The 19,861-nt window shown below is 70.9% G+C and carries 20 protein-coding genes and 1 other RNA gene; 9 read left to right on the top strand and 12 right to left on the bottom strand.

Going from position 1 to position 19,861, the window contains the following annotated elements; all coding sequences use genetic code 11:
* Positions 1-20: 20 nt before the first annotated feature.
* Positions 21-2,744, bottom strand: a complete 2,724-nt coding sequence (locus tag DNK54_RS01970) for a DEAD/DEAH box helicase (protein ID WP_110205261.1) — start codon at positions 2,742-2,744, stop codon at positions 21-23.
* Between the two features lie 71 nt (positions 2,745-2,815).
* Between DNK54_RS01970 and DNK54_RS01965 the strand changes: the two genes are divergently transcribed.
* The gene (locus DNK54_RS01965) at positions 2,816-3,301 is read left to right on the top strand and encodes a hypothetical protein (RefSeq protein WP_110205260.1); all 486 of its coding nucleotides are present in this window, start codon (positions 2,816-2,818) and stop codon (positions 3,299-3,301) included.
* Between the two features lie 51 nt (positions 3,302-3,352).
* Here the strand turns inward: DNK54_RS01965 and DNK54_RS01960 are convergent, their stop codons facing one another.
* The gene (locus DNK54_RS01960; protein ID WP_162602275.1) at positions 3,353-3,796 is read right to left on the bottom strand and encodes a hypothetical protein; all 444 of its coding nucleotides are present in this window, start codon (positions 3,794-3,796) and stop codon (positions 3,353-3,355) included.
* A gap of 112 nt (positions 3,797-3,908) precedes the next feature.
* Between DNK54_RS01960 and DNK54_RS01955 the strand changes: the two genes are divergently transcribed.
* On the top strand, positions 3,909-4,601 hold the full coding sequence (locus DNK54_RS01955; RefSeq protein ID WP_110205258.1) for a response regulator transcription factor: 693 nt from the start codon (positions 3,909-3,911) through the stop codon (positions 4,599-4,601).
* Positions 4,602-4,603: 2 nt separating this feature from the next.
* Entirely contained in the window at positions 4,604-5,932 is a 1,329-nt protein-coding gene (locus tag DNK54_RS01950) for a sensor histidine kinase (protein ID WP_110205257.1), read from the top strand.
* Positions 5,933-5,963: 31 nt separating this feature from the next.
* Here the strand turns inward: DNK54_RS01950 and DNK54_RS01945 are convergent, their stop codons facing one another.
* The 5 genes from DNK54_RS01945 to DNK54_RS01925 all read right to left on the bottom strand — a co-directional run bounded on the left by DNK54_RS01945 (position 5,964) and on the right by DNK54_RS01925 (position 10,706).
* Positions 5,964-6,350: a hypothetical protein gene (locus DNK54_RS01945; RefSeq protein WP_110205256.1), complete on the bottom strand. Its 387-nt coding sequence runs from the start codon at positions 6,348-6,350 to the stop codon at positions 5,964-5,966.
* 72 nt (positions 6,351-6,422) lie between these two features.
* Entirely contained in the window at positions 6,423-6,818 is a 396-nt protein-coding gene (locus tag DNK54_RS21005) for a hypothetical protein (protein WP_162602274.1), read from the bottom strand.
* Between the two features lie 103 nt (positions 6,819-6,921).
* Complete coding sequence (locus tag DNK54_RS01935; protein WP_110205254.1) at positions 6,922-8,979, bottom strand: NAD(+) synthase; 2,058 nt, start codon at positions 8,977-8,979, stop codon at positions 6,922-6,924.
* A 9-nt stretch (positions 8,980-8,988) separates the two neighbouring features.
* On the bottom strand, positions 8,989-10,221 hold the full coding sequence (locus DNK54_RS01930) for an NHL repeat-containing protein (protein WP_110205253.1): 1,233 nt from the start codon (positions 10,219-10,221) through the stop codon (positions 8,989-8,991).
* Positions 10,218-10,706: a SigE family RNA polymerase sigma factor gene (locus DNK54_RS01925; RefSeq protein ID WP_110205252.1), complete on the bottom strand. Its 489-nt coding sequence runs from the start codon at positions 10,704-10,706 to the stop codon at positions 10,218-10,220. The genes DNK54_RS01930 and DNK54_RS01925 overlap by 4 nt, the downstream gene beginning before the upstream one ends.
* Positions 10,707-10,893: 187 nt before the next feature.
* Between DNK54_RS01925 and panB the strand changes: the two genes are divergently transcribed.
* Positions 10,894-11,754: a 3-methyl-2-oxobutanoate hydroxymethyltransferase gene (panB, locus tag DNK54_RS01920; RefSeq protein WP_110205251.1), complete on the top strand. Its 861-nt coding sequence runs from the start codon at positions 10,894-10,896 to the stop codon at positions 11,752-11,754.
* A gap of 35 nt (positions 11,755-11,789) precedes the next feature.
* Positions 11,790-12,962 (top strand): PQQ-dependent sugar dehydrogenase, encoded by a 1,173-nt coding sequence (locus tag DNK54_RS01915; protein ID WP_110205250.1) that lies wholly within the window; start codon positions 11,790-11,792, stop codon positions 12,960-12,962.
* Here the strand turns inward: DNK54_RS01915 and DNK54_RS01910 are convergent.
* From DNK54_RS01910 to DNK54_RS01900, 3 genes are read right to left on the bottom strand one after another with little or no spacing between them, the layout of a single operon-like run.
* Complete coding sequence (locus DNK54_RS01910) at positions 12,949-13,374, bottom strand: hypothetical protein (protein WP_110205249.1); 426 nt, start codon at positions 13,372-13,374, stop codon at positions 12,949-12,951. The genes DNK54_RS01915 and DNK54_RS01910 overlap by 14 nt on opposite strands.
* A gap of 26 nt (positions 13,375-13,400) precedes the next feature.
* Entirely contained in the window at positions 13,401-13,664 is a 264-nt protein-coding gene (locus tag DNK54_RS01905) for a hypothetical protein (protein ID WP_110205248.1), read from the bottom strand.
* A gap of 29 nt (positions 13,665-13,693) precedes the next feature.
* The gene (locus DNK54_RS01900; protein ID WP_110205247.1) at positions 13,694-13,891 is read right to left on the bottom strand and encodes a hypothetical protein; all 198 of its coding nucleotides are present in this window, start codon (positions 13,889-13,891) and stop codon (positions 13,694-13,696) included.
* A 23-nt stretch (positions 13,892-13,914) separates the two neighbouring features.
* Between DNK54_RS01900 and map the strand changes: the two genes are divergently transcribed.
* A complete protein-coding gene (gene map / locus DNK54_RS01895) occupies positions 13,915-14,775 on the top strand; it encodes a type I methionyl aminopeptidase (protein ID WP_110205246.1) in 861 nt (286 codons plus the stop codon).
* Between the two features lie 84 nt (positions 14,776-14,859).
* Here the strand turns inward: map and DNK54_RS01890 are convergent, their stop codons facing one another.
* Positions 14,860-15,288 carry a tetratricopeptide repeat protein gene (locus DNK54_RS01890; RefSeq protein WP_162602273.1) on the bottom strand — a complete coding sequence of 143 codons (429 nt, stop codon included), beginning with the start codon at positions 15,286-15,288 and terminating at the stop codon, positions 14,860-14,862.
* Positions 15,289-15,351: 63 nt separating this feature from the next.
* On the opposite strand from DNK54_RS01890, the gene rnpB reads away from it, so the two are divergent.
* Positions 15,352-15,765, top strand: an RNA gene (rnpB, locus tag DNK54_RS01885) — RNase P RNA component class A.
* A gap of 2 nt (positions 15,766-15,767) precedes the next feature.
* Here rnpB and DNK54_RS01880 read toward each other — a convergent pair.
* On the bottom strand, positions 15,768-17,192 hold the full coding sequence (locus DNK54_RS01880) for an RNB domain-containing ribonuclease (RefSeq protein WP_110205244.1): 1,425 nt from the start codon (positions 17,190-17,192) through the stop codon (positions 15,768-15,770).
* Positions 17,193-17,264: 72 nt separating this feature from the next.
* Between DNK54_RS01880 and yaaA the strand changes: the two genes are divergently transcribed.
* A complete protein-coding gene (gene yaaA, locus DNK54_RS01875) occupies positions 17,265-18,080 on the top strand; it encodes a peroxide stress protein YaaA (protein ID WP_110205770.1) in 816 nt (271 codons plus the stop codon).
* A gap of 167 nt (positions 18,081-18,247) precedes the next feature.
* Positions 18,248-19,828 (top strand): HNH endonuclease signature motif containing protein, encoded by a 1,581-nt coding sequence (locus DNK54_RS01870; RefSeq protein ID WP_110205243.1) that lies wholly within the window; start codon positions 18,248-18,250, stop codon positions 19,826-19,828.
* Positions 19,829-19,861 lie beyond the last annotated feature (33 nt).

Raw genomic sequence — 19,861 nt, 5'->3', positions numbered from 1 at the left:
CCGTCGAACGGGTGAACCGGTCAGGACCAGTGACGGCGCAGCACCAGGGTGGCCCGGAAAGGATCGGAGCCGCGGACCGCGGCGAGGATGCCAGCACCGTCGGGCGAACGCGTGTAGAGCGCGCGCCCCTCCCCCACCCAGCGGTTCCAGGCCCATCGGAAGGTGTCGGCGTACTGAGCCTTGCGGCCCAGGGCTGCGGGCACGGGGTACCAGACCTCCTCGGTGGCGAGCACCCGCCGCCGGTGTGGGCCGACGCGAGGACGGGGCTGGACAGCTGCCACCCTCCAGCGACTGATCAGGTAGCGCGGATCGGCGACGGACTCGAGCAGCTCCTCGAGCGACGTCGCGAAGAGCGCTGACTCCGCCTCCGTGACGCCGTCGAGGTGGCACCGGTAACGGCCGTCATGGTCGATGTCGACCCGAACCCCGTCCGCGCCGGCCGGAAGCAGGCCCGAGTGCCGGAGCCCGTCGGCCACGGCGCGCGCGAGCTGTCCGATGCCCGGCGGCTGAGCGGCCAGCTCCAGCAGGAGCCGGCGGTGCTTCTCGGCCGTCCGTCGAGCACCCCACGCCCCGAGCCCGGCAAGCGCGACGCCGACGACGAGCGCCCAAGGTGCCGCGGCGACGACGCCGACGACCAACACGAGTGCCGCCACCGCTCCCACCGCCATCGCAGCGCCTGGGCGGGGCCGACTCGGCGTTCCCGGACGCAGTTCGAGTGTCTCTGGGCCCGCCACCACCGGCGACGGGGCGTCGGCCGGTCCCAACGCCGTCCGCGAAGCTCGGATCCGGAGCGTCCGGCCATGCGTGTCCGCGTACTCCTCACCCACCTTCCAGCGCTCCCGGATCGCCCTCCTGTCCTGGGCACGGACCAGCATCCGGGCGTTGATCCCGCCGAACTCCGCGGCCGCGGGCGGAGCGAACGGCGAGAGAGCCGCATCGATGTGCGCGACGCCGTCGACGATGTCGCCCTCGCCGTCGACAGCCAGGAAGCCGTGGTGCTTGCGCACCAGCCGCTCCCAATCGTTGCGCCCTTTCGGGTGCTCTTCGGCCACACACACGACCGACCAGTTGAGCGCCACCTTCTCCGGCCAGTCGGCGTCGACCCGCAGCGCTCGCCCACGGGTCTGCACCACCGCCGTCGTGGTGGTGACCGCTGTCAGGTCGATCAGCCCGGTGATCCGGTGCGCGTCCCAGCCCTCTCCGAGCAGCGCTCGGGTGCCGACCAACACCTGGCAGTGCCCGGCCTGGAAGAAGCTGGTCACGTGCCGCACCCAGGAGCGGCTCGACCATGGCCCGACCAGTGTCGCCAAGCCGTCTGGTTGCTCCTGCACGACCAGCTCCGCCGCACGGCTCAGCCCGGCGTGGGCCACATGATCACGTAACGCGACCAGCGTTGCCGGCGCGCCCGCCACCGTCCTGCCGGTGACCATCAGCGGTCCCAGCGGCGCCGTCGTCGGATCGGCGACCAGACCCGCCAGCACGGCGTATGCCGAGCCGGACTGCTGGTCGAGGACCCCTTGGAGGTCGACCGGCAGCACCGCGCTCGCCCGCTCGTGGTCGCAGAGCACCAAGGTGCGCATCCGCTCCCCCAGCGCCGCGTACTCGTGGCCGGCGATCTCGACCGCCGCGCTGGTCTTCGCTGCCGATCGCGCAAGCACCCGGTCCACCGGCGTCCGTCCGCGACGGATGCCTCGCCGGGTCAGCTGATAGCCGACTGAGGGAAGTGCTCGGCGTACGGCGTCGCGCACCTTGTCGTCCTGCTCCTGCGACAGGGCACGCTCCACCCAGTCCTCGATGAGGAGCACCCAGTCGTCCGGCGTGGGCGGCTGCTGGTGCTGCTCGCCCAGGCGCGCGCCCTCCGGTAGCGCGAGGAGGCCGTGGTGGTGCATCCGTAGCGCGGCGTCGCACAGCTCCGGGTGCCGCCGCCGCAACTGCGCGAACGGCATCTCCGCAGAGAGGAACCTCAGGTCCAGCCAGCTCAGGAACGCGGTGCTGCCGAAGGTCGGGTCCGTCAGCTGCGTGACCAGCTCGGTGAAGCGCGCTCCCTCGGCCCGCAACCACTCCCGCTCGGTCTCGGTGGGCTCGGTGAGCCAGACCATCTCCGCGAACGGCGCCAGATCTCCCTCCCGGACGACCGCGGGGATCGAGGTCGCGTAGACGCTCTCACCGAAGAGTGTGTGCACGAGCAGCGCCTGCTCCGCGCTCAGCGCGTCCGGCGGCGTCGCCGTGAGTCCCAACACCGATGCCTGCGGGAGCTCGTCGAGAAGCTCCTGCAGCAGTCGACCCCACACCTCGAGCAGGTGGTGGCACTCGTCGAGCACCACCAGGATGGGCCCGGCATCGCGAAGCGTCGCCACCAGCTCGCGCCCGTTGTCGTGCAGTCGGGCGAGCAGCGAGGTCTCCTCCCCCTCGTCGTCGACCTCCGCATCGGCGTCGAAGACGGCCAGGCTCTGATAGGTGAGCGCCGTCAGACGGTTGCTGAGGTCGCGCTCGCTGCCCGCCCAGATGCCCAGCCGCATCGCCTGCAGCTCCCACTGTGCCTGGATCGCGGTGTTGGGACCGAAGACGACGGCGCGCTCGGCTCCGGGGACACGCAACACCGCCTCCAGCCCGACCCGGGTCTTGCCCGCGCCGGGCGGCAGCACCACCCAGCTTCGGGTCCGCCCCTCCGCCCAGGCCTCCTCCAGTGCGGCCACGGCCTCCGCCTGGTGACGCCGCAGCGGCGGGGGCTGAGCGCGGTTCATGGCGACAGACAACCACAACAGCGCCGGTCACCAACCCGCCGGATGTGGTGCCTGCTCCTACCGTGGAGTGCATGAACCTCACCCATGCCCCCCTGCGCGTCGCGACCGGCGCCTTCATCCTGAACTCCGGACTCACCAAGCTGGGTGCCGACGCCGAGACGTCGACGCACCTGCACGGCTTCGCGACGACCGCCTACCCGGCGCTCTCCGCCGTACCTCCGACGAAGTTCGCCCAGCTGCTCGGCGGCGCCGAGGTCGCCCTCGGAGCAGCACTGCTCATGCCCAAGGTGCCTTCGGCACTCGCCGGTACGGCGCTCGCCGGCTTCGGCGTGGGCCTGCTGGGCCTCTACGCCCGGGTTCCGGGCCTGCGACAGCCGGGCAGCATCCGCCCCACCCAGGACGGCACGGCCATCGCGAAAGACGTGTGGCTGGTGGGCGCCGGCACCACGTTGGCCTGGCAGGGCTTCGCCAACGGCGCCAAGCGCGCCAGCCGCAAGGCCGCCAAGGCGGTGAGCAACGCCGCCGGATCCGCCCAGGACATGTTCTCCCGGGAGTAGGCGGACGGGTACCGGGCCGTCTGGACCCTCGCGGCCCGACTGGGGCGTGTCCTAGTCCTCCAGCAGCTCGTTGAACTCGAGGTCGGAGATCGTCGGCTTGCCGCGGTTGCAGAACACCTCGATCTCGATCGAGCGTGCGCCGTTGCTGAAGACGGCGTCCACATCGTCGTCCGGGCCGGGCTCGAAGCTGACCACCCGCCACCCCGCGGCGGTGTCCGGCCGTGCCTCCACTCCGAAGGCATAGACCCCTTCGCAGGCGACGACGAAGGTGCCGAACTCCTCGGCGATCTCCTTCTGCACCCGCGCCACGCCCGTGGGGAGGTCGGAGGGGCGGAGGGAGCCGTCAGCGAGCTCCGCGTTGCGGATCACCTCATTGCCCAGCGGACCACGTCCACGGATGGAGGCGCCGACGTTGGAGACGGTGACGACACCCACCGTGACCAGCACCAGCACACCGGCCAGCCAGGCCAGCGCCCACGCCCACTTCTTCCGCACCACGCCATTGTCGGTGCTCCGACATGGCGCTCGCACTATGGCCACGCTAAGAGTCGGATAACTCCGTCCCTGGATCGCGGGGCGTAGCGCGTCGACCGGCTAGCGTTCAGCCGTGGCACACCTGTTGGTGATCGAGGACGACGAACGCATCCGGACACTGCTGATCCGCTCTCTGCGGGAGGCAGGGCATGCGGTGGACTCCGCAGGAGCCGGGTTGGCTGGTCTGCAGAACGCGATCGACACGCGACCGGACTTGGTCATCCTCGATCTGGGCCTGCCCGACATCGACGGGACACAGGTGCTGGCGATGCTCCGCGCGGTCATCGACACCCCGGTCATCATCACCACCGCGCGCGACGACGATCCCTCGCTGGTCGCCGCCCTCGACGCCGGGGCGGACGACTACGTGGTCAAGCCCTACACCGCAGCCCAGCTCGACGCCCGGATCCGCGCCGTACTGCGCCGGACACGGAGCGAGCGCGGGGAGCGGGAGCCGCTCCGCATCGGCGGTCTCTCGGTCGACGGCCGGGCACGGCAGGCCCGGCTCGACGGCGCGGATCTGGATCTCAGCCCCCGCGAGTTCGATCTGCTCCTGCATCTCGCCGAGCACGCAGGCGAGGTGGTCACGAAGAAGGAGCTGCTCACCCATGTCTGGCAGCAGCCATGGGGTGGCAGCGACAAGACCGTCGACGTGCACCTCTCCTGGCTGCGGCGCAAGCTCGGCGAGACCGCCCAGGCTCCACGCTACCTGACCACCGTGCGCGGGGTCGGCGTCCGGCTCGCCCCACCGGCTGAGGAGACCTGACTGTGCGCCGCAGTCTGATGCTCACCACCGGTGCCACGGTAGCGATGGTGCTGCTCGCCCTCCTGGTGCCGATGGCCGTGCTGCTCCGCAGCTACGCGCTCGAGGACCGGCTCTCCCGGGCCGCGCTCGAGGTCCAGGCGACGGAGACGGTGGTCTCCAGCCAGTCCGAGGACCTCGGTGCGGTCGCTCGCTATCTCGACAGCATCAACCGCGCCGACCAGGGCATCGTCACCACGGTCTACTACCCACCGTCGACGCAGCACCCCGACGGCCTGGTCGTCGGCCCCAACGACACCCCCGAGGACGCGCGCGTCCGGCAGGCGCGGCGTACCGGACAGGCCCGGATCGACGACCTCGACGGCGGTGCCCAGTTCCTGGTGCCCGTCTCCCTCGGTGGAGTCGGCGCACGCGCCGAGGAGACTCCGGTGATCCGGGTCGAGGTACGCGAAGCGGCGTTCCCCAGCCCGGTGCACCGGGCTTGGCTCGTGCTCGCCCTGCTCGGCCTGATCGTCTTCGCCGCTGCACTCTTCCTGGCCGATCGGCTGGGACGCTCCTTCGTCGAACCGATCCGCTCCCTGGCCGCCCGCGCCCAGCACATCGGTACGACGGCCCCCAGCGTCCCACTGCCCGCAGAGGGCCCTCCCGAGGTGCAGGACCTCGCCGCGGCACTCGACCGCCTGGTGGTCCGGATCGAGGCGCTGCTGGAGCGCGAGCGCGAGAGCGTGGCCGACCTCTCGCATCGACTGCGCACGCCGGTCACCGCGCTGCGCCTGGGGATCGACCATCTCGACGACCCGGAGGCGAAGGCGCGCCTGCACGACGACGTCGACCGTCTGCAGGCGATGGTCGACGACGTGGTGCGCGAGGCACGGCGCGGGCAACGAGAGGGCCTGGTCGCCCACGCCGATGGCGTCGCCACGCTGGTCGAGCGCAGCCGCTTCTGGGAGCCGCTCGCGCAGGACCAGGAACGCCCCTTCACGATCACCGCTCCCGACCATCCGATCCCGGTTCGCGCGGCGTCCGAGGATCTGTGCGCGATGCTCGACGTGCTCTTGGACAACGCGTTCACGCACACGCCGGAGGGGACCGCGCTGCGGGTGCTCATCACCCCGCGGGCCGGCGGCGGACTCGAGCTGGTCGTCGAGGACGACGGCCCCGGCATGCCCCCGGGACTCGACGTCGCGGCCCGGGGCAGCAGCGGCGCCGGTTCCACCGGGCTCGGCCTGTCGATCGCCCGACGGACCGCCCTCGCCTCCGGCGGCGGGTTGGAGATCGAGCGGTCCGGCACCGGCGGCGCACGCGTCAGGGTGGGGCTCGGGTCACCGGAGTGACCCCAGCCCCACCCTGGTGGAGTGCTCGCCGTCAGCGGAGCGTGATGGTGCTCTTCGCCGCGCCGCGGGTGCCGACCTTCTTGATCTTCACCTTGAAGGTGTCCGAGCCGGTGGTGTTGCGGCGCCAGGTCTCGACCTCGACGTCGCCCTCGTAGTCAGCGGTCCGCGTGGTGCGCAGCACCCGCTGACCGTCGTGCCAGAGGGTGATCTTCCATCGGCTGCCGGAGCTGGCGCGGTCGACGTCGACCGAGACCTCGAAGCCGTTGCCCTCGCGGTCGACGCTGAACTCGTAGACGGAGCCCGCCCAGGTGCCGTGCCGGTCGACGTCGGCGTGTGCGGCGGGGGCAGTGGCCAGCGCGACCACGGGCGCAGCGAGCAGGGCGGCAGTGGCCGTGGCGATGCGGGGCTTGATGTTCATCGGTTTCTCCTCGGGTGTGGGGTGTAGGCGGCCATCTGGTGGCCGGGTCTCAGGGGAGGTGCGGGTGCAGCCTCAGTGCGTGAGCTCGGCGCGGCACGGCTCGCGGTCACTTCCGACCGGCGCGAACTCGGCGACGAACCGGGTGTCGCCGTCGCGGGCCGCGGCCTGGACGTCGAGGTCGATCTCCGCCTCGGCGTCGGAGGTGCGCACGCCGTCGAAGAGCACGGTGCCGTCCTGCGAGAGGGAGACGTTCCACTCCTCACCGGCGGATGCCGTCAACAGCTCGAAGGTGACCTCGAGCCGGTCGCCGTCCTCTTCGTCGGTCTCGAACTCGTAGCTGGCGGTGGCACAGTTGCCGTGCGTCGTCACCTCCCGGTCGCCGTTGGCCAGGGCCCACCAGGTCCCACCGCCGACCACGGCGACGGCCACCACGGCCGCGGCGCCGATGGTCAGGGTCCGCTTCTTCACGCTCGTCTCCTCTGCATCCTCGTCTGCTGTCGATGAGGAGACTGCCGCGCGGGGCGCTAACCGCGAACCAGAGAAGTGCTAAGGAGAGGCAAAGAGAGCCGGGTCACTCCACGACGGGCACGCGCTCCAGGTCAGCCAGCCAGGCCGCCGGTGAGGCGTCCGAGGGCATCCTCCAGTCGCCGCGTGGCGACATCGTCCCGCCGGGGCTGACCTTCGGGCCGTTGGGCAGCGCCGAACGCTTGAACTGGCTGGCGAAGAAGCGCCGGATGAACACCTCGAGCCAGCGCCGCACCGTCGGCAGGTCGTAGGCGACCTGCTTGTCAGCGGGCAGCCCGACCGGCCACTCGCCGACGGCCGCATCGCGCCAGGCGTGCCAGGCGAGGAAGGCGATCCGCGAGGGGCGCTCGCCGTGTCGCAGCACGTGCCACAGCGTGAAGTCCTGCAACGCGTAGGGCCCGACCGAGTCCTCGGTGGCCTGAGGCTTCTCCCCCTCGGTGTCGGGGATCAGCTCCGGGGTGATCTCCTGGGCCAGGATCTCGCCGAGCACCGCGTCGATCTCGGCACCGTGCTCCTCCGCGCCGAACTGTCCGGAGTCGATCACCCAGCGGATCAAGTGCTGGATGAGGGTCTTCGGCACACCGCCGTTGACGTTGTAGTGCGACATCTGGTCGCCCACGCCGTAGGTGCACCAGCCCAGCGCCAGCTCCGAGAGGTCCCCGGTGCCGAGCACGATGCCACCCCGGTGGTTGGCCAGGCGGAAGAGGTAGTCGGTACGCAGCCCGGCCTGCACGTTCTCGAAGGTGACGTCGTACACGGGCTCGCCGGAGGCGTAGGGGTGCTCCAGGCCGGCGAGCATCTGCTCGGCGGCCGGCCGGATGTCGAGCTCCTCGAAGGTGACGCCGAGGGAGGTCGCGAGGCGGGTGGCGTACGACTTGGTGCGGTCGCCGGTCGCGAAGCCGGGCAGCGTGAAGGCGTGGATGTCGGTCCGGGGGCGGCCGAGCCGGTCCATCGCCTTCGCGGCGACGATCAGCGCGTGGGTGGAGTCGAGGCCGCCCGAGACACCGAGCACGACCTTGGGGTGCCCGATCGCGTGCAGCCGCTGCTCGAGGCCGGAGACCTGGATGTTGTAGGCCTCGTAGCAGTCCTGGGCCAGGCGAGCCGGGTCGTCGGGGACGAACGGGAACCGGTCGACCTTGCGGCGCAGGCCGATGTCGCCGGCTGGTGGACGCAGGGCGAACGTGATCGTGCGGAAGTCCTCCGTCCGCGCGGCGTGCGTGCGCCGGTTGTCATCGAACGTGCCCTGCCGCATCCGCTCCTGCCGGATCCGGTCGAGGTCGACGTCGACGACGGTCCGGCGGGCACCGTCGGGGAACCGCTCGGACTCCCCCAGCAGGTCGCCGAGCTCGTAGACCATCGTCTGGCCGTCCCACGACAGGTCGGTGGTCGACTCTCCCTGGCCGGCCGCGGCATACACGTACGCGGCGTTGCAGCGGGCGCTCGCGGAGCGCACCAGCAGCCGCCGGTCCTCGGCCCGGGCGACCGTGATCGGCGAGCCGGAGAGGTTGATCAGCACCTGGGCCCCGGCCAGCGCCGCCTCAGCACTCGGCGGCACCGGGACCCACATGTCCTCGCAGACCTCGACGTGGAACGTCAGGCCGCGCAGGTCATCCGCGGCGAAGATCAGCTCGGGTCCGAAGGGGACGTCCTCACCGCCGAGTCGGATCGTCGCGCCACGGCGGTCGTCGCCGGGCGCGAAGAGCCGGCGCTCGTAGAACTCCCGGTACGTCGGCAGGTAGGACTTGGGCGCGACCCCCAGCACCCGCCCGCGGTGGATCACGACGGCGGCGTTGACCACGCGGCTGCCGTGCCGCAGCGGGGCTCCCACGACCAGCACCGGAAGCAGGTCCGCGCTCGCTTCGGCCAGGGTCGCGACCGCCTCCTCCACGGCCTCCAGCAGCGTGTCCTGCAGGTGCAGGTCGTCGACGGAGTAGCCAGACAGGCCGAGCTCGGGGAAGACGGCGATCGCCACGCCGTCGGCGTCGCACTGCCGGGCCACGGTGAGCATCGTTGCGGCGTTCGTGGCCGGGTCGGCCAACGCCACCGGCACCGTGCAGGCTGCGATGCGGGCGAATCCGTGGGCGTAGGAGGAGAGGAAGTCCACGGCCCGAGTCTACGAGGGGTCTACGACCAGTCCCGGTGCGATCGATGCGTCCTGGAGCTCCAGGCCGCCGGCGCTGATCCGAGTGAACCGTCCGGTGGCGAACTCCCAGGTCACCAGGTAGGTGGTCTCGCCGTACCAGCCCTGGGGGTCCTTCGGCGTCACGCAGAGCAGCACGGTCCGCTCGTCGAGGAAGCCGCGCGCGCTCAGCATGCCGTTGTCGCTGTAGTAGGCCGGGTTGTCCTTGATCGGTGCGTAGCCGAGCAGCTCCCCGGTGGCGGCGTCGGCCACCACCGGCCCCGAGAGCGCGGGCCCCTTCCACCGCGGTGTGAGGGAGCCGGAGGTGAAGGCGACCAGGCCGTGCCCGGCGGCGTACCGCTCGCCCTGATGGGGGAAGTCGATCTCGGCAGTCCGCTCACCGGCACGCCACCGGGTCAGCGTCCGGTCCCGCCAGCTGACGCTGAGCACCTCGCCGGCCGGATCCACGCTCAGCCCCGTGCCGTAGGGACCACCACCGGGCAGCTTCTCCGCGCTGCCGTCGAGTCGGACGACCCACGTGGTCCTCCAGTGCCCGACCAGCCACCCGTCCTGCTCGGGCGTCCACCACAGCCGAGGGGCCGTGTCCGACGGCTTGGCGAGGGGTCCGGGCCAGACGACGAGTCGCCGGTCGCCGGTGCGCACATCGACGACCGTGATCCCGTCGTTGCCGGCCATCGCCAGCATCGTGCCGTCGTAGGCGAGGGCGGGCCGGACGAGATCGTGCAGAGTGCCGTGCACCAGCCCGGCTGTCTCCGGGACGGTTCGCCAGTCGCCGGTGTCGTCGAGCAGGCGAATGTCCTGTCCCTGCTCGGTCCAGGCCAGCACGGCCCGGGTCAGCGGGGCCTCGGAGAGTGACGGCATCGTGCGCGGTGGGGCGAGTCGTGCGGGGAGCACACTCTCGCGCCGCGGCCGGTCAGCCAGGTCTCGGGGCTCCCAGAGCGGCTGCGCCTCGGGGTCGAACGTCTCGACCGGTGCAGTGGTGGGCGGTCCGACCGGGTCGCTCGCGCCGTCGCCGCTCCGCTCCTGCAGCGCGGTCACGGCACCTACGACCAGGAGCACGGCAGCGACGGTGCCGCCGACCGCACGACGCCGGCTACGCATCCGGGCAGCGGAGCGCCAGGCGGCGCCAGCACCGCGTGTCGGCCCGGCGGCCGGCTCCACCTGCCGACTAGCGCGTTCGAGGAGCTCAGCGAGGTCCTGGGTCATGACGTCCTGCCGATCAGGTCGAGGAGTTCGGGAGCTCCGGTACGCAGACGAGCCAGGGCAGCCGCGTTCTGGCTCTTCACGGTGCCGACGGAGACGCCCAGCACCGCGGCGGTCTCGCGCTCCGAGAGGTCGTTGAAGTGCCGGAGCACCAGGACTGCCCGCTGCGCCGTCGTCAGCCGCTGCAATGCCCGCATCACCACGAGCGAGGTCTCGAGATCGTTCGAGACCGAGCCCGGCTGGGGCGGCTCCGCGACCGGGTGCTCGCGCCGCCTTCGCCACCAGGTCGCGGCGTCGCGGAAGACGATGGTGCGGGCGTACGCCGTCGGGTTGCCCTCACGAAGCCGGCGCCACCGCAGCGCGACCTTCACCAGCGCCTCCTGCACCAGGTCCTGGCTACGGTGCAGGTCGCCGGTGAGCAGCCAGGCCGAGCGCAGCAGACCGCGTTCGGCCCCGCTCGCCCACTCGGTGAACTCCGCCTCGTCCATCAGCCCCGCCTCTCGTCGCCTATTGAACGCCCTGGAGAGCCGTCGAGGTTGGGGCGACTTCGGCGGGGCCGAGGCGTGCGCAGACGTGACGGTTCCCACACGCCCCAACCCGTCGCGGCGCACTAGCGTTGGCGGTGGTCCGGGGACTCCCACAACGGGAGCCGCGAGAACACCAGGAGGGATCGCCATGAGCGAGACGAAGAACCCCGAGGTCGCCGCGCCGTACGGCGGCGGCGCAGGCACGGCGGCACCCGTCAGGCGGGTCCGCACACACCATCTGCGGGAGATGAAGGAGCGTGGTGAGCGGATCACCATGCTCACCAGCTACGACATGTACACGGCGGCCACCTTCGACGAGGCCGGCATCGACATGCTGCTCGTCGGCGACAGCGCGTCCAACAACGTGCTGGGCAACGAGACGTCGTTGCCGATCACGGTCGACGAGCTGATCCCGCTGACCCGTGCGGTCGCCCGGGCGGCCAAGCGCGCGATGGTCGTCGCGGACATGCCGTTCGGTTCCTACCAGGCTTCGCCCGAGCAGGGCTATCTGACGGCTGTGCGCTTCATGAAGGAGGCCGGCGCCCATTGCGTGAAGCTCGAGGGCGGTGCCGAGATGGCTCCTGTCATCGAGAAGCTCACCCAGGGCGGTATCCCCGTCGTTGCCCACATCGGCTTCACGCCCCAGAGCGAGCACGCCCTGGGTGGCTACCGGGTCCAGGGTCGGGGCGAGACCTCCGAACGGGTCAAGCGGGACGCCCTCGCCGTCCAGGCTGCCGGTGCCTTCGCGGTCGTGATGGAGATGGTGCCCGCCGACGTCGCGGGTGAGATCACCCGCGAGCTGGTGATCCCCACCATCGGCATCGGTGCGGGCAACCAGTGCGACGGACAGGTGCTGGTGTGGCAGGACGCCTTCGGTCTGCGCACCGGCCGGATGGCGAAGTTCGTCAAGCAGTACGCCGACGTGCACGCGGCGCTGCTCGACGGCGCGCGCGCGTACGCCGACGAGGTCCGCTCCGGCGCCTTCCCCGGCCCCGAGCACTCGTTCTGACGCTGCAGGGTGGCGGCGGCGAGTACCGTCGTGTCATGCGAGCCGCCGTCGCCCTGCTCACCGTCACCCTCGTCGTCGGCGCCCCCGCCTGCGCCGACTCTGCGACCCCCTCCCCCGGCGGGAGCACCGCCGAGAGTCGTGCCGAGGCACCGGCACGCAAGGCGATGCCCCGGCTCGCGGTCCGCACGGAGATCAACGGCCTGGAGATCCCGTGGGACGTCCAGGTGCTCCCCGACGGCCACCAGCTCGTGACCGAGCGTGATCGGCGCCGGCTCAGCGTCTGGGACGGCGAGCGTCTTGCCGCCGTCGACTTCCCCACCAGCAGCGTGTGGGCATCGGGCGAGACCGGCCTGATGTCGATCGCCGTCGACGCCGACTTCGCCGACAACCGCCGCATCTACGTCTGCCACGGCTACCGGGCCGGCGGGGTCAAGGACGTCCGGGTGGTGTCGTGGAGGCTCGACGAGTCGCCGTGGCGCACCACGCAGCCGCGCACCTTGGTGGCCGGGCTCCCCGCCTCCAGCGGACGACACGGCGGTTGTCGGCTGCTTCTCGCCCGCGACGGGTCACTTCTCGTCGGCACCGGCGACGCCGCGCAGGGCACCAATCCCCAGCGCCTCACCTCGCTCGGCGGCAAGGTGCTCCGTCTCGACCCCAGCACCGGCAAGCCCTGGCCCAAGAACCCGTGGCGGCACGCCCGCAACAAGCAGAAGCGCTACGTCTTCACCTACGGCCACCGCAACGTGCAGGGCCTCGCCCAGCGGGCCGACGGATCCCTCTGGTCGATCGAGCACGGCTCCTATCGGGACGACGAGGTCAACCGGCTCCGCAAGGCAGGCAACTACGGCTGGAACCCGGTGCCGGGCTACAACGAGTCGGTGCCGATGACCGACCACACGTTGCCCGGCAAGCAACGCAACGCCCGTTGGCGCAGCGGTCCGACCACGATCGCTACTTCCGGCGCCGCGTGGGTCGAGGGCAGCCGCTGGGGCCGTCTCGACGGCACCCTGGCGGTTGCCGCCCTCGCGGGCAACCGGGTGGTGTTCCTGAAGTTCGACAAGCGCGGCAAGCTGCGCTGGAGCCGGGCGCCTAAGGCGCTGCGCACCCATGGGCGGCTCCGGTCGGTGACCCGGGACAGCAACGGCGACCTGCTGGTCACCACCTCCAACGGCAGCGACGACCGGGTGTTGCGGGTCAGTCCGCGCTGAGGCAGTCCAGTGCCGGCGCGACGTACGGTGCGTCCGGGTCGGGAAGCGTGTACCACCGGTAGACCACCGCTGCGACCACGCCCGAGGTCGGGGTGTCCTGCTTGCTGAGGGTGATCGCCACCCGGTTCTCGGCCGCCGCCTCCTGCGACTCGAAGACCCAGATGTCCATCCCCTGAGCGTCCTGCTGCTCGATGAGGTCGACCTTCACTCCGCGCACGGGATCGTCGACCCCGAAGGGGATCGCCTCCTTGTCGACGGCAGGCAGCCCGGCCTTCTCCAGGCAGTCCGAGATCGCCGCGACCGAGGCGTCGAGGGGCGAGGTCGCGTCCCCGTCGCCGTCGTCCGAGTCGCCCCCGCAGGCAGCGGTGAGCGCGACACAGGCGAGCGCGGTGGTGAGGACGAGGGATCGCATCCGGAGCCTTTCGTTGGAGGGAGTGCTCAGGCGACCCATCCGAGCCACGCGCCGCCCGCGTTGATGAAGCAGAACCAGAACAGCATGGCGAAGATCGCGAGGAACGGAAGCCGTTTCGGGTGCGGTGTCCACCATTTGCAGGCCATACCGAACAGCACCAGCCACAGCGTCAGCAGGAGGAGCACGCCCCACCACGGGGCAAGCAGCACGCTGGCGCCGTACAGGAAGAGGGCGCAGAACAGCCCGATCATGCCCACGAAGGGCCACGGGGACGCCGGCTCACGATGCACGCGGCGAAACCTACCGCTAAGTCATCGACTCAGGCGTCGGTGTCCGTCGATGCGTCGTCGTTCCAGTCCGGGTCGTTGTCCCACTCGTCGTTGCGCTCGGCGACCTTGTCGAGTGCCCGCGCGGCCTCAGCCTGCGACGGGTAGGGACCGAGCCGGTCGGCGTTGCGGCATCCCTCCCGCGGCTCGACGGTGTGGTGCTTCAGGCAGAACCAGTACTCGTCGTCCATGGTGGCGAAACTACACTCGGCCCATGCCCAGCACCACCTCCGCAGTCGTTCCCGGCCGTGTCTCGCCACGCCGTCCCGTGCCCTCGCACATCGTGCGTCCGGAGTACGTCGACCAGCCAGCGCCGCAGCCCTTCACCGGCGACGAGGTGAAGGACGCCGAGACGATCGAGAAGATGCGGATCACGGGGCGTCTCGCGGCTCAGGCCCGGGAAGAGGTCGGGCGGCACGTCGTCCCGGGAGTGACCACCGACGAGCTGGACAGGATCGGTCACGAGTTCCTCTGCGACCACGGCGCCTACCCGTCGACGCTCGGCTATCGCGGCTTCCCGAAGTCGTTGTGCTCGAGCATCAACGAGGTCGTCTGCCACGGCATCCCCGACGACACCGTCGTCCGGGAGGGCGACATCGTCAACATCGACATCACCGCCTACCTCCACGGTGTGCATGGGGACACCAATGCCACCTTCCTGGCCGGCGATGTCGACGACGAGACCCGGTTGCTGGTCGAGCGCACCAAGGAGGCGCTCGAGCGCGGCATCAAGGCGGTCAAGCCGGGCCGACGCATCGACGTGATCGGCCGCGTCATCGAGTCCTACGCGCGCCGCTTCGGCTACGGCGTGGTTCGCGAGTTCACCGGGCACGGCATCGGCACCCACTTCCACAGCGGACTGATCGTGCCGCACTACGACGAGTCCGGCTACGACGACGAGATCCGCCCCGGCATGACCTTCACCATCGAGCCGATGCTCAACCTCGGCACCCACGAGTGGGACATGTGGGAGGACGGCTGGACGGTCGTCACCAAGGACCGCCGCCGCAGTGCCCAGTTCGAGCACACGCTGCTGGTCACCGAGACCGGCGCCGAGGTGCTCACCCGGCTGTGACGCGGGGCGGTGGTCGCTTCGCCAGTCCTAGGACGCCGAAGCGCGACAGCACCACCGCACGAGCTGTTGCCGTACCCCGCGAGCTCAGTTGACCCGTTGCGCAAGCTGGTCCTGCAGGTGCAGCACCCGGGCGACCGCACGCTCGTGCGCCGCGTCCCCGCTCATCACCGCGGCGATCCGCAGATGCGGCAGCGCATCGGTGTACGCCGACTTCCGCTCGTAGGCGCGGCCGAGGGTGTGACGCGCCCACACGTCGGTGGGATCGGCCTCGACCAGGAACCGGAGGTCAGCGATCGCCTTGTCGAGCTGAGCCCGCCGGAAGAACGCCCACGCCCGAAGCGACCGCAGGCCCACGTTGTCGGGCTCGGCCTCGAGCGCCGGCTCCAGGATCTCCAGTGCCTCCGCCGGCGCGTCGTCGTGGAGCAGGCCCCAGGCGACGCGGTAGGCGCCCGCCAGGTCTCGCTGGCCGGGGAAGATCATCTTCGGGGCCTCGTACCGCTCCATCTCGTCCATGTCGACCCAACCCACGCAGGCGTCGGTTGATTCCCCTTGATGCCCTATCCTGAGTAGCGCGGAAGGGCTGGCCGGGCGGCCGCGGCGCTCCCCCACCGGGGTGTGTCGAGGAAGGTCCGGGCTCCACAGGGCAGGGTGGTGGGTAACACCCACCCGGGGTAACTCGCGGGACAGTGCCACAGAGAGCAGACCGCCGCTCACCACCTCCGGGTGGCGGGCGGTAAGGGTGAAACGGTGGTGTAAGAGACCACCAGCGTGCCGGGTGACCGGTGCGGCTAGGTAAACCCCACCCGGAGCAAGATCAAGAAGCCGTTCCCTCCGGGGTCCGGCGCGCACGTGCCTGAGGGCGGCTCGCCCGAGCGTGCGGGTAGATCGCACGAGGCCATCGGCAACGGTGGTCCCAGATGGATGGTCGCCAACCGGCGGGTCGCAAGGCCCACCGGCGAACAGAACCCGGCCTATGAGCCAGCCCTTCCGCCTCACACCGTAACGAAGGTGACCTTGCCCTGCTCCGGCTCGACGGCGGTGAGGGTGACCCGCACCTGCTCCCCCAGCGGCAGCGGCGTCTCGGAGGTCACCCGGGCCTCGATCGCCGGGTCGGCGATCGTGATGTCGCCGCGCCGGTCGTCCTTCTCGTCGATCTCGACGACGACGGCTTCGAAGGTCTCACCGACCCGGGGAGCGAGCACGGCGGCCTCCACGATGTCGAGAACGCCTCGCTCGTAGGCACCCGCGGTGCGGCTGGAGGAGGCCATCACCTCGGGCACGTCGTGCAGCCGGTCGAGCACCCATTGCGGCACCGGCTTCCCCTCGCAGAGCGACACGCAGATCTCGCTGGCGTAGCGATCCACCAGGCGCCGCAGCGGCGCCGTGACGTGCGCGTACTCGCCGGCGATCGCGGCGTGCTCCGGCTGCGCGGGAAGCTCGCCGTCGAACCCGACGTAACCGCTGCCTCGGAGCAGGCGCGTGCACGCGACCAGCATGGCCGCGTGTGCCCCGTCGAGAGGGTCCAGGGAACGGATGAACTCGGGATAGAGCACCTCGGCGGGCCAGGGGATCCCCAACGCGTGTGCGGTCCGGTGCAACCGCTTCACGTCGCGAGGGTCCGCCGGCGGAAGGGTCCGCAGGATGCCCACCCGCGCGTAGACCATGAGCGACGCCGCGGCGCTCCCGGTGAGCAGCGAGATCTGGGCGTTCCACTCCTCGACCGGCAGCATCGCACGGAAGCCCAGCCCCCAGTGCTCACCGTCGAGCACGACCTCCTGCTCGGGAAGCGGAAGCGAGACACCGCCGCGCTGCGCCTCGCGGGCCAGACGCAGCTCACCGACCTCGCGCAGCAGCTCGAAGACCTCCTCAGCCCTGCCTGCGTCGAGCGCCTCCTGCACCTCGGCATAGCTGTGCCGCGCACGGGAGCGCACCAACGCCCGCTCCACCACCGCCGAGGTGCCTTCACCTGTCTCGTCGACCTCGATGGTCCAGAGCAGGGCCGGCCGCGTCTCGTCGGGCAGCAACGACCCAGCTGCCTCCGAGAGCACCGTCGGATGCAGCGGCACCTTGCGGTCCGCGCCGTAGAGCGTTTGGCCCCGCCGACGCGCCTCGAGGTCGACTGGGTCGTCGGGCGTCACGAATGCGGCGACGTCCGCGATGGCATAGAAGACCGTGAAGCCTGGCCCGTTGCGCTCGATGTGGAGCGCTTGATCGAGGTCCATCGCGCCATCGGGGTCGATGGTGCGCAAGGGAATCCCGGTGCGGTCGAGCTCCGGAAGGCGCGGTGCCGTCGCCGCGCGGGCGGCAGCCTCCTCGACCTCGGGTGGGAACTCCGAGGTCACCCCCAGGCGCTGCTGTAGCGCGGTGACCTCGTCCCGCAGGTCGGCTCCCCTGACATGAACCACTCGACTCGGCATACCGCCACCCTAGGAGATCCCGGTGGCCGACCCGGCACCGTCGGTACGGCGTTGCTCGTCTAGCCTTTGCGGGTGCTGATCCTGCTTCCCCCGAGCGAGGGCAAGGCATCACCCGCGCGCGGGAAGCCCCTCGACCTGGACCGCTTGGCCTCCCCTGGCCTGACCGGTGCCCGCCATCAGGTGCTTGGCACGCTGGTCGACCTCTGCACCGGTGGCGCCGAGCACGACACCTCGGAGCAGAAGCAGGTGGCGACCGAACGAGCTGCCGGCGTTCTCGGACTCGGTGCCACGCAGTGGGAGCTCGTCGCCCGCAACGCATCCCTGGAGCAGGCGCCGACCGCCCGAGCAGACCGGGTCTACACAGGCGTGCTCTTCGACAACCTGGGCTTCGCCACCCTCTCCGCCGCTGCGAAGCGGCGGGCGAACAGCCGCGTCGCCATCACCTCGTCGCTCTTCGGCATCGTCCGCCCCGCCGACCCGATCCCGTCGTACCGACTCTCCGGCGACGTCACTCTTCCCGGCCTCGGGCCGGTAGCCGGTTTCTGGCGCGATCACCTCGGCCCCGCCATCACCGAGGCAATAGGCACCGGCCTGCTGGTCGATCTCCGCTCCAGCACGTACGCCGCCTTCTGGCGACCGCCGGCCGACCTCGCCCCGCGCGTCGCCACCGTCCGGGTGCTGCACGAGACCGGTGGCACGCGCAAGGTCGTGAGCCACTTCAACAAGGCCACCAAGGGTCGCATCGTCCGCCAGCTCCTGGAGGACGGCCGCAACCCTCGGACGCCCCAGGCGCTTGCCGCCGTGCTGGCCGATCTGGGCTGGACCGTCGAGGCTGGCGAGCCGACCCCCAAGGGCACGCGCCTCGACGTGATCGTCACCGAGCTCTAGCCCACCCCTCCGGTGGTCGAGCCTGTCGAGACCTCCCTCTCCGGCCCCGTTCATCGAGTGCCATTCCCACGCGGTTCGCTGGGTGCCGCCGACCGACGAGACGCCGGCACCCAGCCTCGGAAGTTCGGCCCAGGAGTGCTGTCGGGGGTGCGTGATGGACTTGTCTCATGCTTGAGATCGATGCCCGGCACCAGCCGTACGAGGTCACCGACCTCGACGGCGGGACCCTGCTCGGCCTCGTCTCCGAAGACCGATTCCGGGAGCTTGGAGCAGCCCGTCGCAAGCTCCGGCTCGCCTATCGATGGGCCGTCCTCAACCCGCCAACGCCCGACCACCCCCGGGCCACATTCGGCGACCAGATCCTCTACCCCAACGACACGGACGTGAAGATGTCCGGCGAAGGCACGCCCGACGTGGCGCTGTTCGCAGTCGAGGAGTTCTCCGCCGCTGCCGGCTGCTCCCGGGCCGCCGCGCTCAACCTGATCGCCGACACGTTGGATCTCCACCACCGGCTCCCCAGGCTCTGGGCAAAGGTCGAAGACCTGACCGTGCCGGGGTGGAAGGCTCGCCGGGTCGCCGAGATCACCCGCAACCTTTCGTTCGAGGCCGTCCGTTGGTTCGACACCGAACTCGCCGCCACCGGACTGGTCGGGTGGCCGACCATCGAGAAGACGCTGGCGTACGCGACGGTGAAGTTCCACCCGGAGTTGTTCAAGGACCCCAAGGCCCCGAAGACCAAAGACGACTGGGGAGTGTGGGTCAACCACCCCCAAGCCCGCGACGGCTCCATCGACGTCGCTGTCGGCGGGACCAGCGACCTCACCGCCCGCGGCGACTCGCTGGACCTCGCCAGGTTCCTCGACCTGTTGACCGACGAGGCCAACCAACTGGCAGCCCTCGGCGACACCGACACGTTGAACCAGCGCCGCGCGAAGGCGATCGGGCGGCTGGTCGACGACAGCCAAGACACCCTGGACCTCTTCGGGGCAGGCGAGGCTCACGACGGGAGAGGCTCTGATGGCGGCGCGGCCGGTGAGGACCCGGGCAGCGCGGCCGGCTCGCCCAGTGATGCCGCTGGCGGCCCGGTCGCTCGGACCCAGGTGAAGCCCGGCCGCGGACTCCGCGTCTTCGCGCACCTGTCCCTGACTGACCTCCTCGACCTCACCGGCGCCCACGACATCGAGATCGCCTCGACCGACCGACTCGGCCAGATCCTCATCGGACAACTCCGAGACTGGCTCCAACGCCACGGCTCCGTCGCCACCATCACCCCGGTCATCGACATGAACCGCGGCAACAGCGACGGCGGTCCTGGCCGAGACGGGCCAGACGGTCCCGGCGGCTCGGGCAGCCCCGGCCCATCACACGGGCCGGTCCAGGGGCACGGCTCCGGCCCTCGCGGCACTCGAGCACCCCGTGTGGGTGACTGGGTGGACCGGCACGACCCACCCGCCTGGATGGCCCAGTTGGTCCGACTCCGCGACCCCTGCTGCGTGTATCCCGGATGTACCAAGTCGAGCTGGGATGCCGACCTCGACCACATCGAGCCCTACGTCCCGCCCGATGACGGCGGTCCACCGGGTCAGACACGACCAGACAACCTGGCGCCGCTGTGTCGGCGACACCATCTGGTCAAGACCGTCGGCCGCTGGCGCTACGAGCGCCTCACCGGTGGGTCCTACTTGTGGACCAACCACCACAACCAACGCTGGCTCGTCACCCCAGACACCAGCAGACCACTCCAATAGAAGCAGCTCCAGCAGCGCGCAGGACGCCCGCAC

It is taken from the genome of Nocardioides daejeonensis (assembly GCF_003194585.1).
Taxonomy (GTDB): domain Bacteria; phylum Actinomycetota; class Actinomycetes; order Propionibacteriales; family Nocardioidaceae; genus Nocardioides; species Nocardioides daejeonensis.
This window is presented reverse-complemented; position numbering and strand designations above follow the sequence as displayed.

Bases quoted from the DNA above. Each gene is read 5' to 3' on its own strand.
- DNK54_RS01970 (WP_110205261.1), bottom strand. From the start codon at position 2,744: ATGAACCGCGCTCAGCCCCCGCCGCTGCGGCGTCACCAGGCGGAGGCC.
- DNK54_RS01965 (WP_110205260.1), top strand. From the start codon at position 2,816: ATGAACCTCACCCATGCCCCCCTGCGCGTCGCGACCGGCGCCTTCATC.
- DNK54_RS01945 (WP_110205256.1), bottom strand. From the start codon at position 6,350: ATGAACATCAAGCCCCGCATCGCCACGGCCACTGCCGCCCTGCTCGCT.
- DNK54_RS01930 (WP_110205253.1), bottom strand. From the start codon at position 10,221: ATGACCCAGGACCTCGCTGAGCTCCTCGAACGCGCTAGTCGGCAGGTG.
- DNK54_RS01925 (WP_110205252.1), bottom strand. From the start codon at position 10,706: ATGGACGAGGCGGAGTTCACCGAGTGGGCGAGCGGGGCCGAACGCGGT.
- panB (WP_110205251.1), top strand. From the start codon at position 10,894: ATGAGCGAGACGAAGAACCCCGAGGTCGCCGCGCCGTACGGCGGCGGC.
- DNK54_RS01915 (WP_110205250.1), top strand. From the start codon at position 11,790: ATGCGAGCCGCCGTCGCCCTGCTCACCGTCACCCTCGTCGTCGGCGCC.
- DNK54_RS01910 (WP_110205249.1), bottom strand. From the start codon at position 13,374: ATGCGATCCCTCGTCCTCACCACCGCGCTCGCCTGTGTCGCGCTCACC.
- DNK54_RS01900 (WP_110205247.1), bottom strand. From the start codon at position 13,891: ATGGACGACGAGTACTGGTTCTGCCTGAAGCACCACACCGTCGAGCCG.
- map (WP_110205246.1), top strand. From the start codon at position 13,915: ATGCCCAGCACCACCTCCGCAGTCGTTCCCGGCCGTGTCTCGCCACGC.
- DNK54_RS01890 (WP_162602273.1), bottom strand. From the start codon at position 15,288: ATGGACGAGATGGAGCGGTACGAGGCCCCGAAGATGATCTTCCCCGGC.
- DNK54_RS01880 (WP_110205244.1), bottom strand. From the start codon at position 17,192: ATGCCGAGTCGAGTGGTTCATGTCAGGGGAGCCGACCTGCGGGACGAG.
- DNK54_RS01870 (WP_110205243.1), top strand. From the start codon at position 18,248: ATGCTTGAGATCGATGCCCGGCACCAGCCGTACGAGGTCACCGACCTC.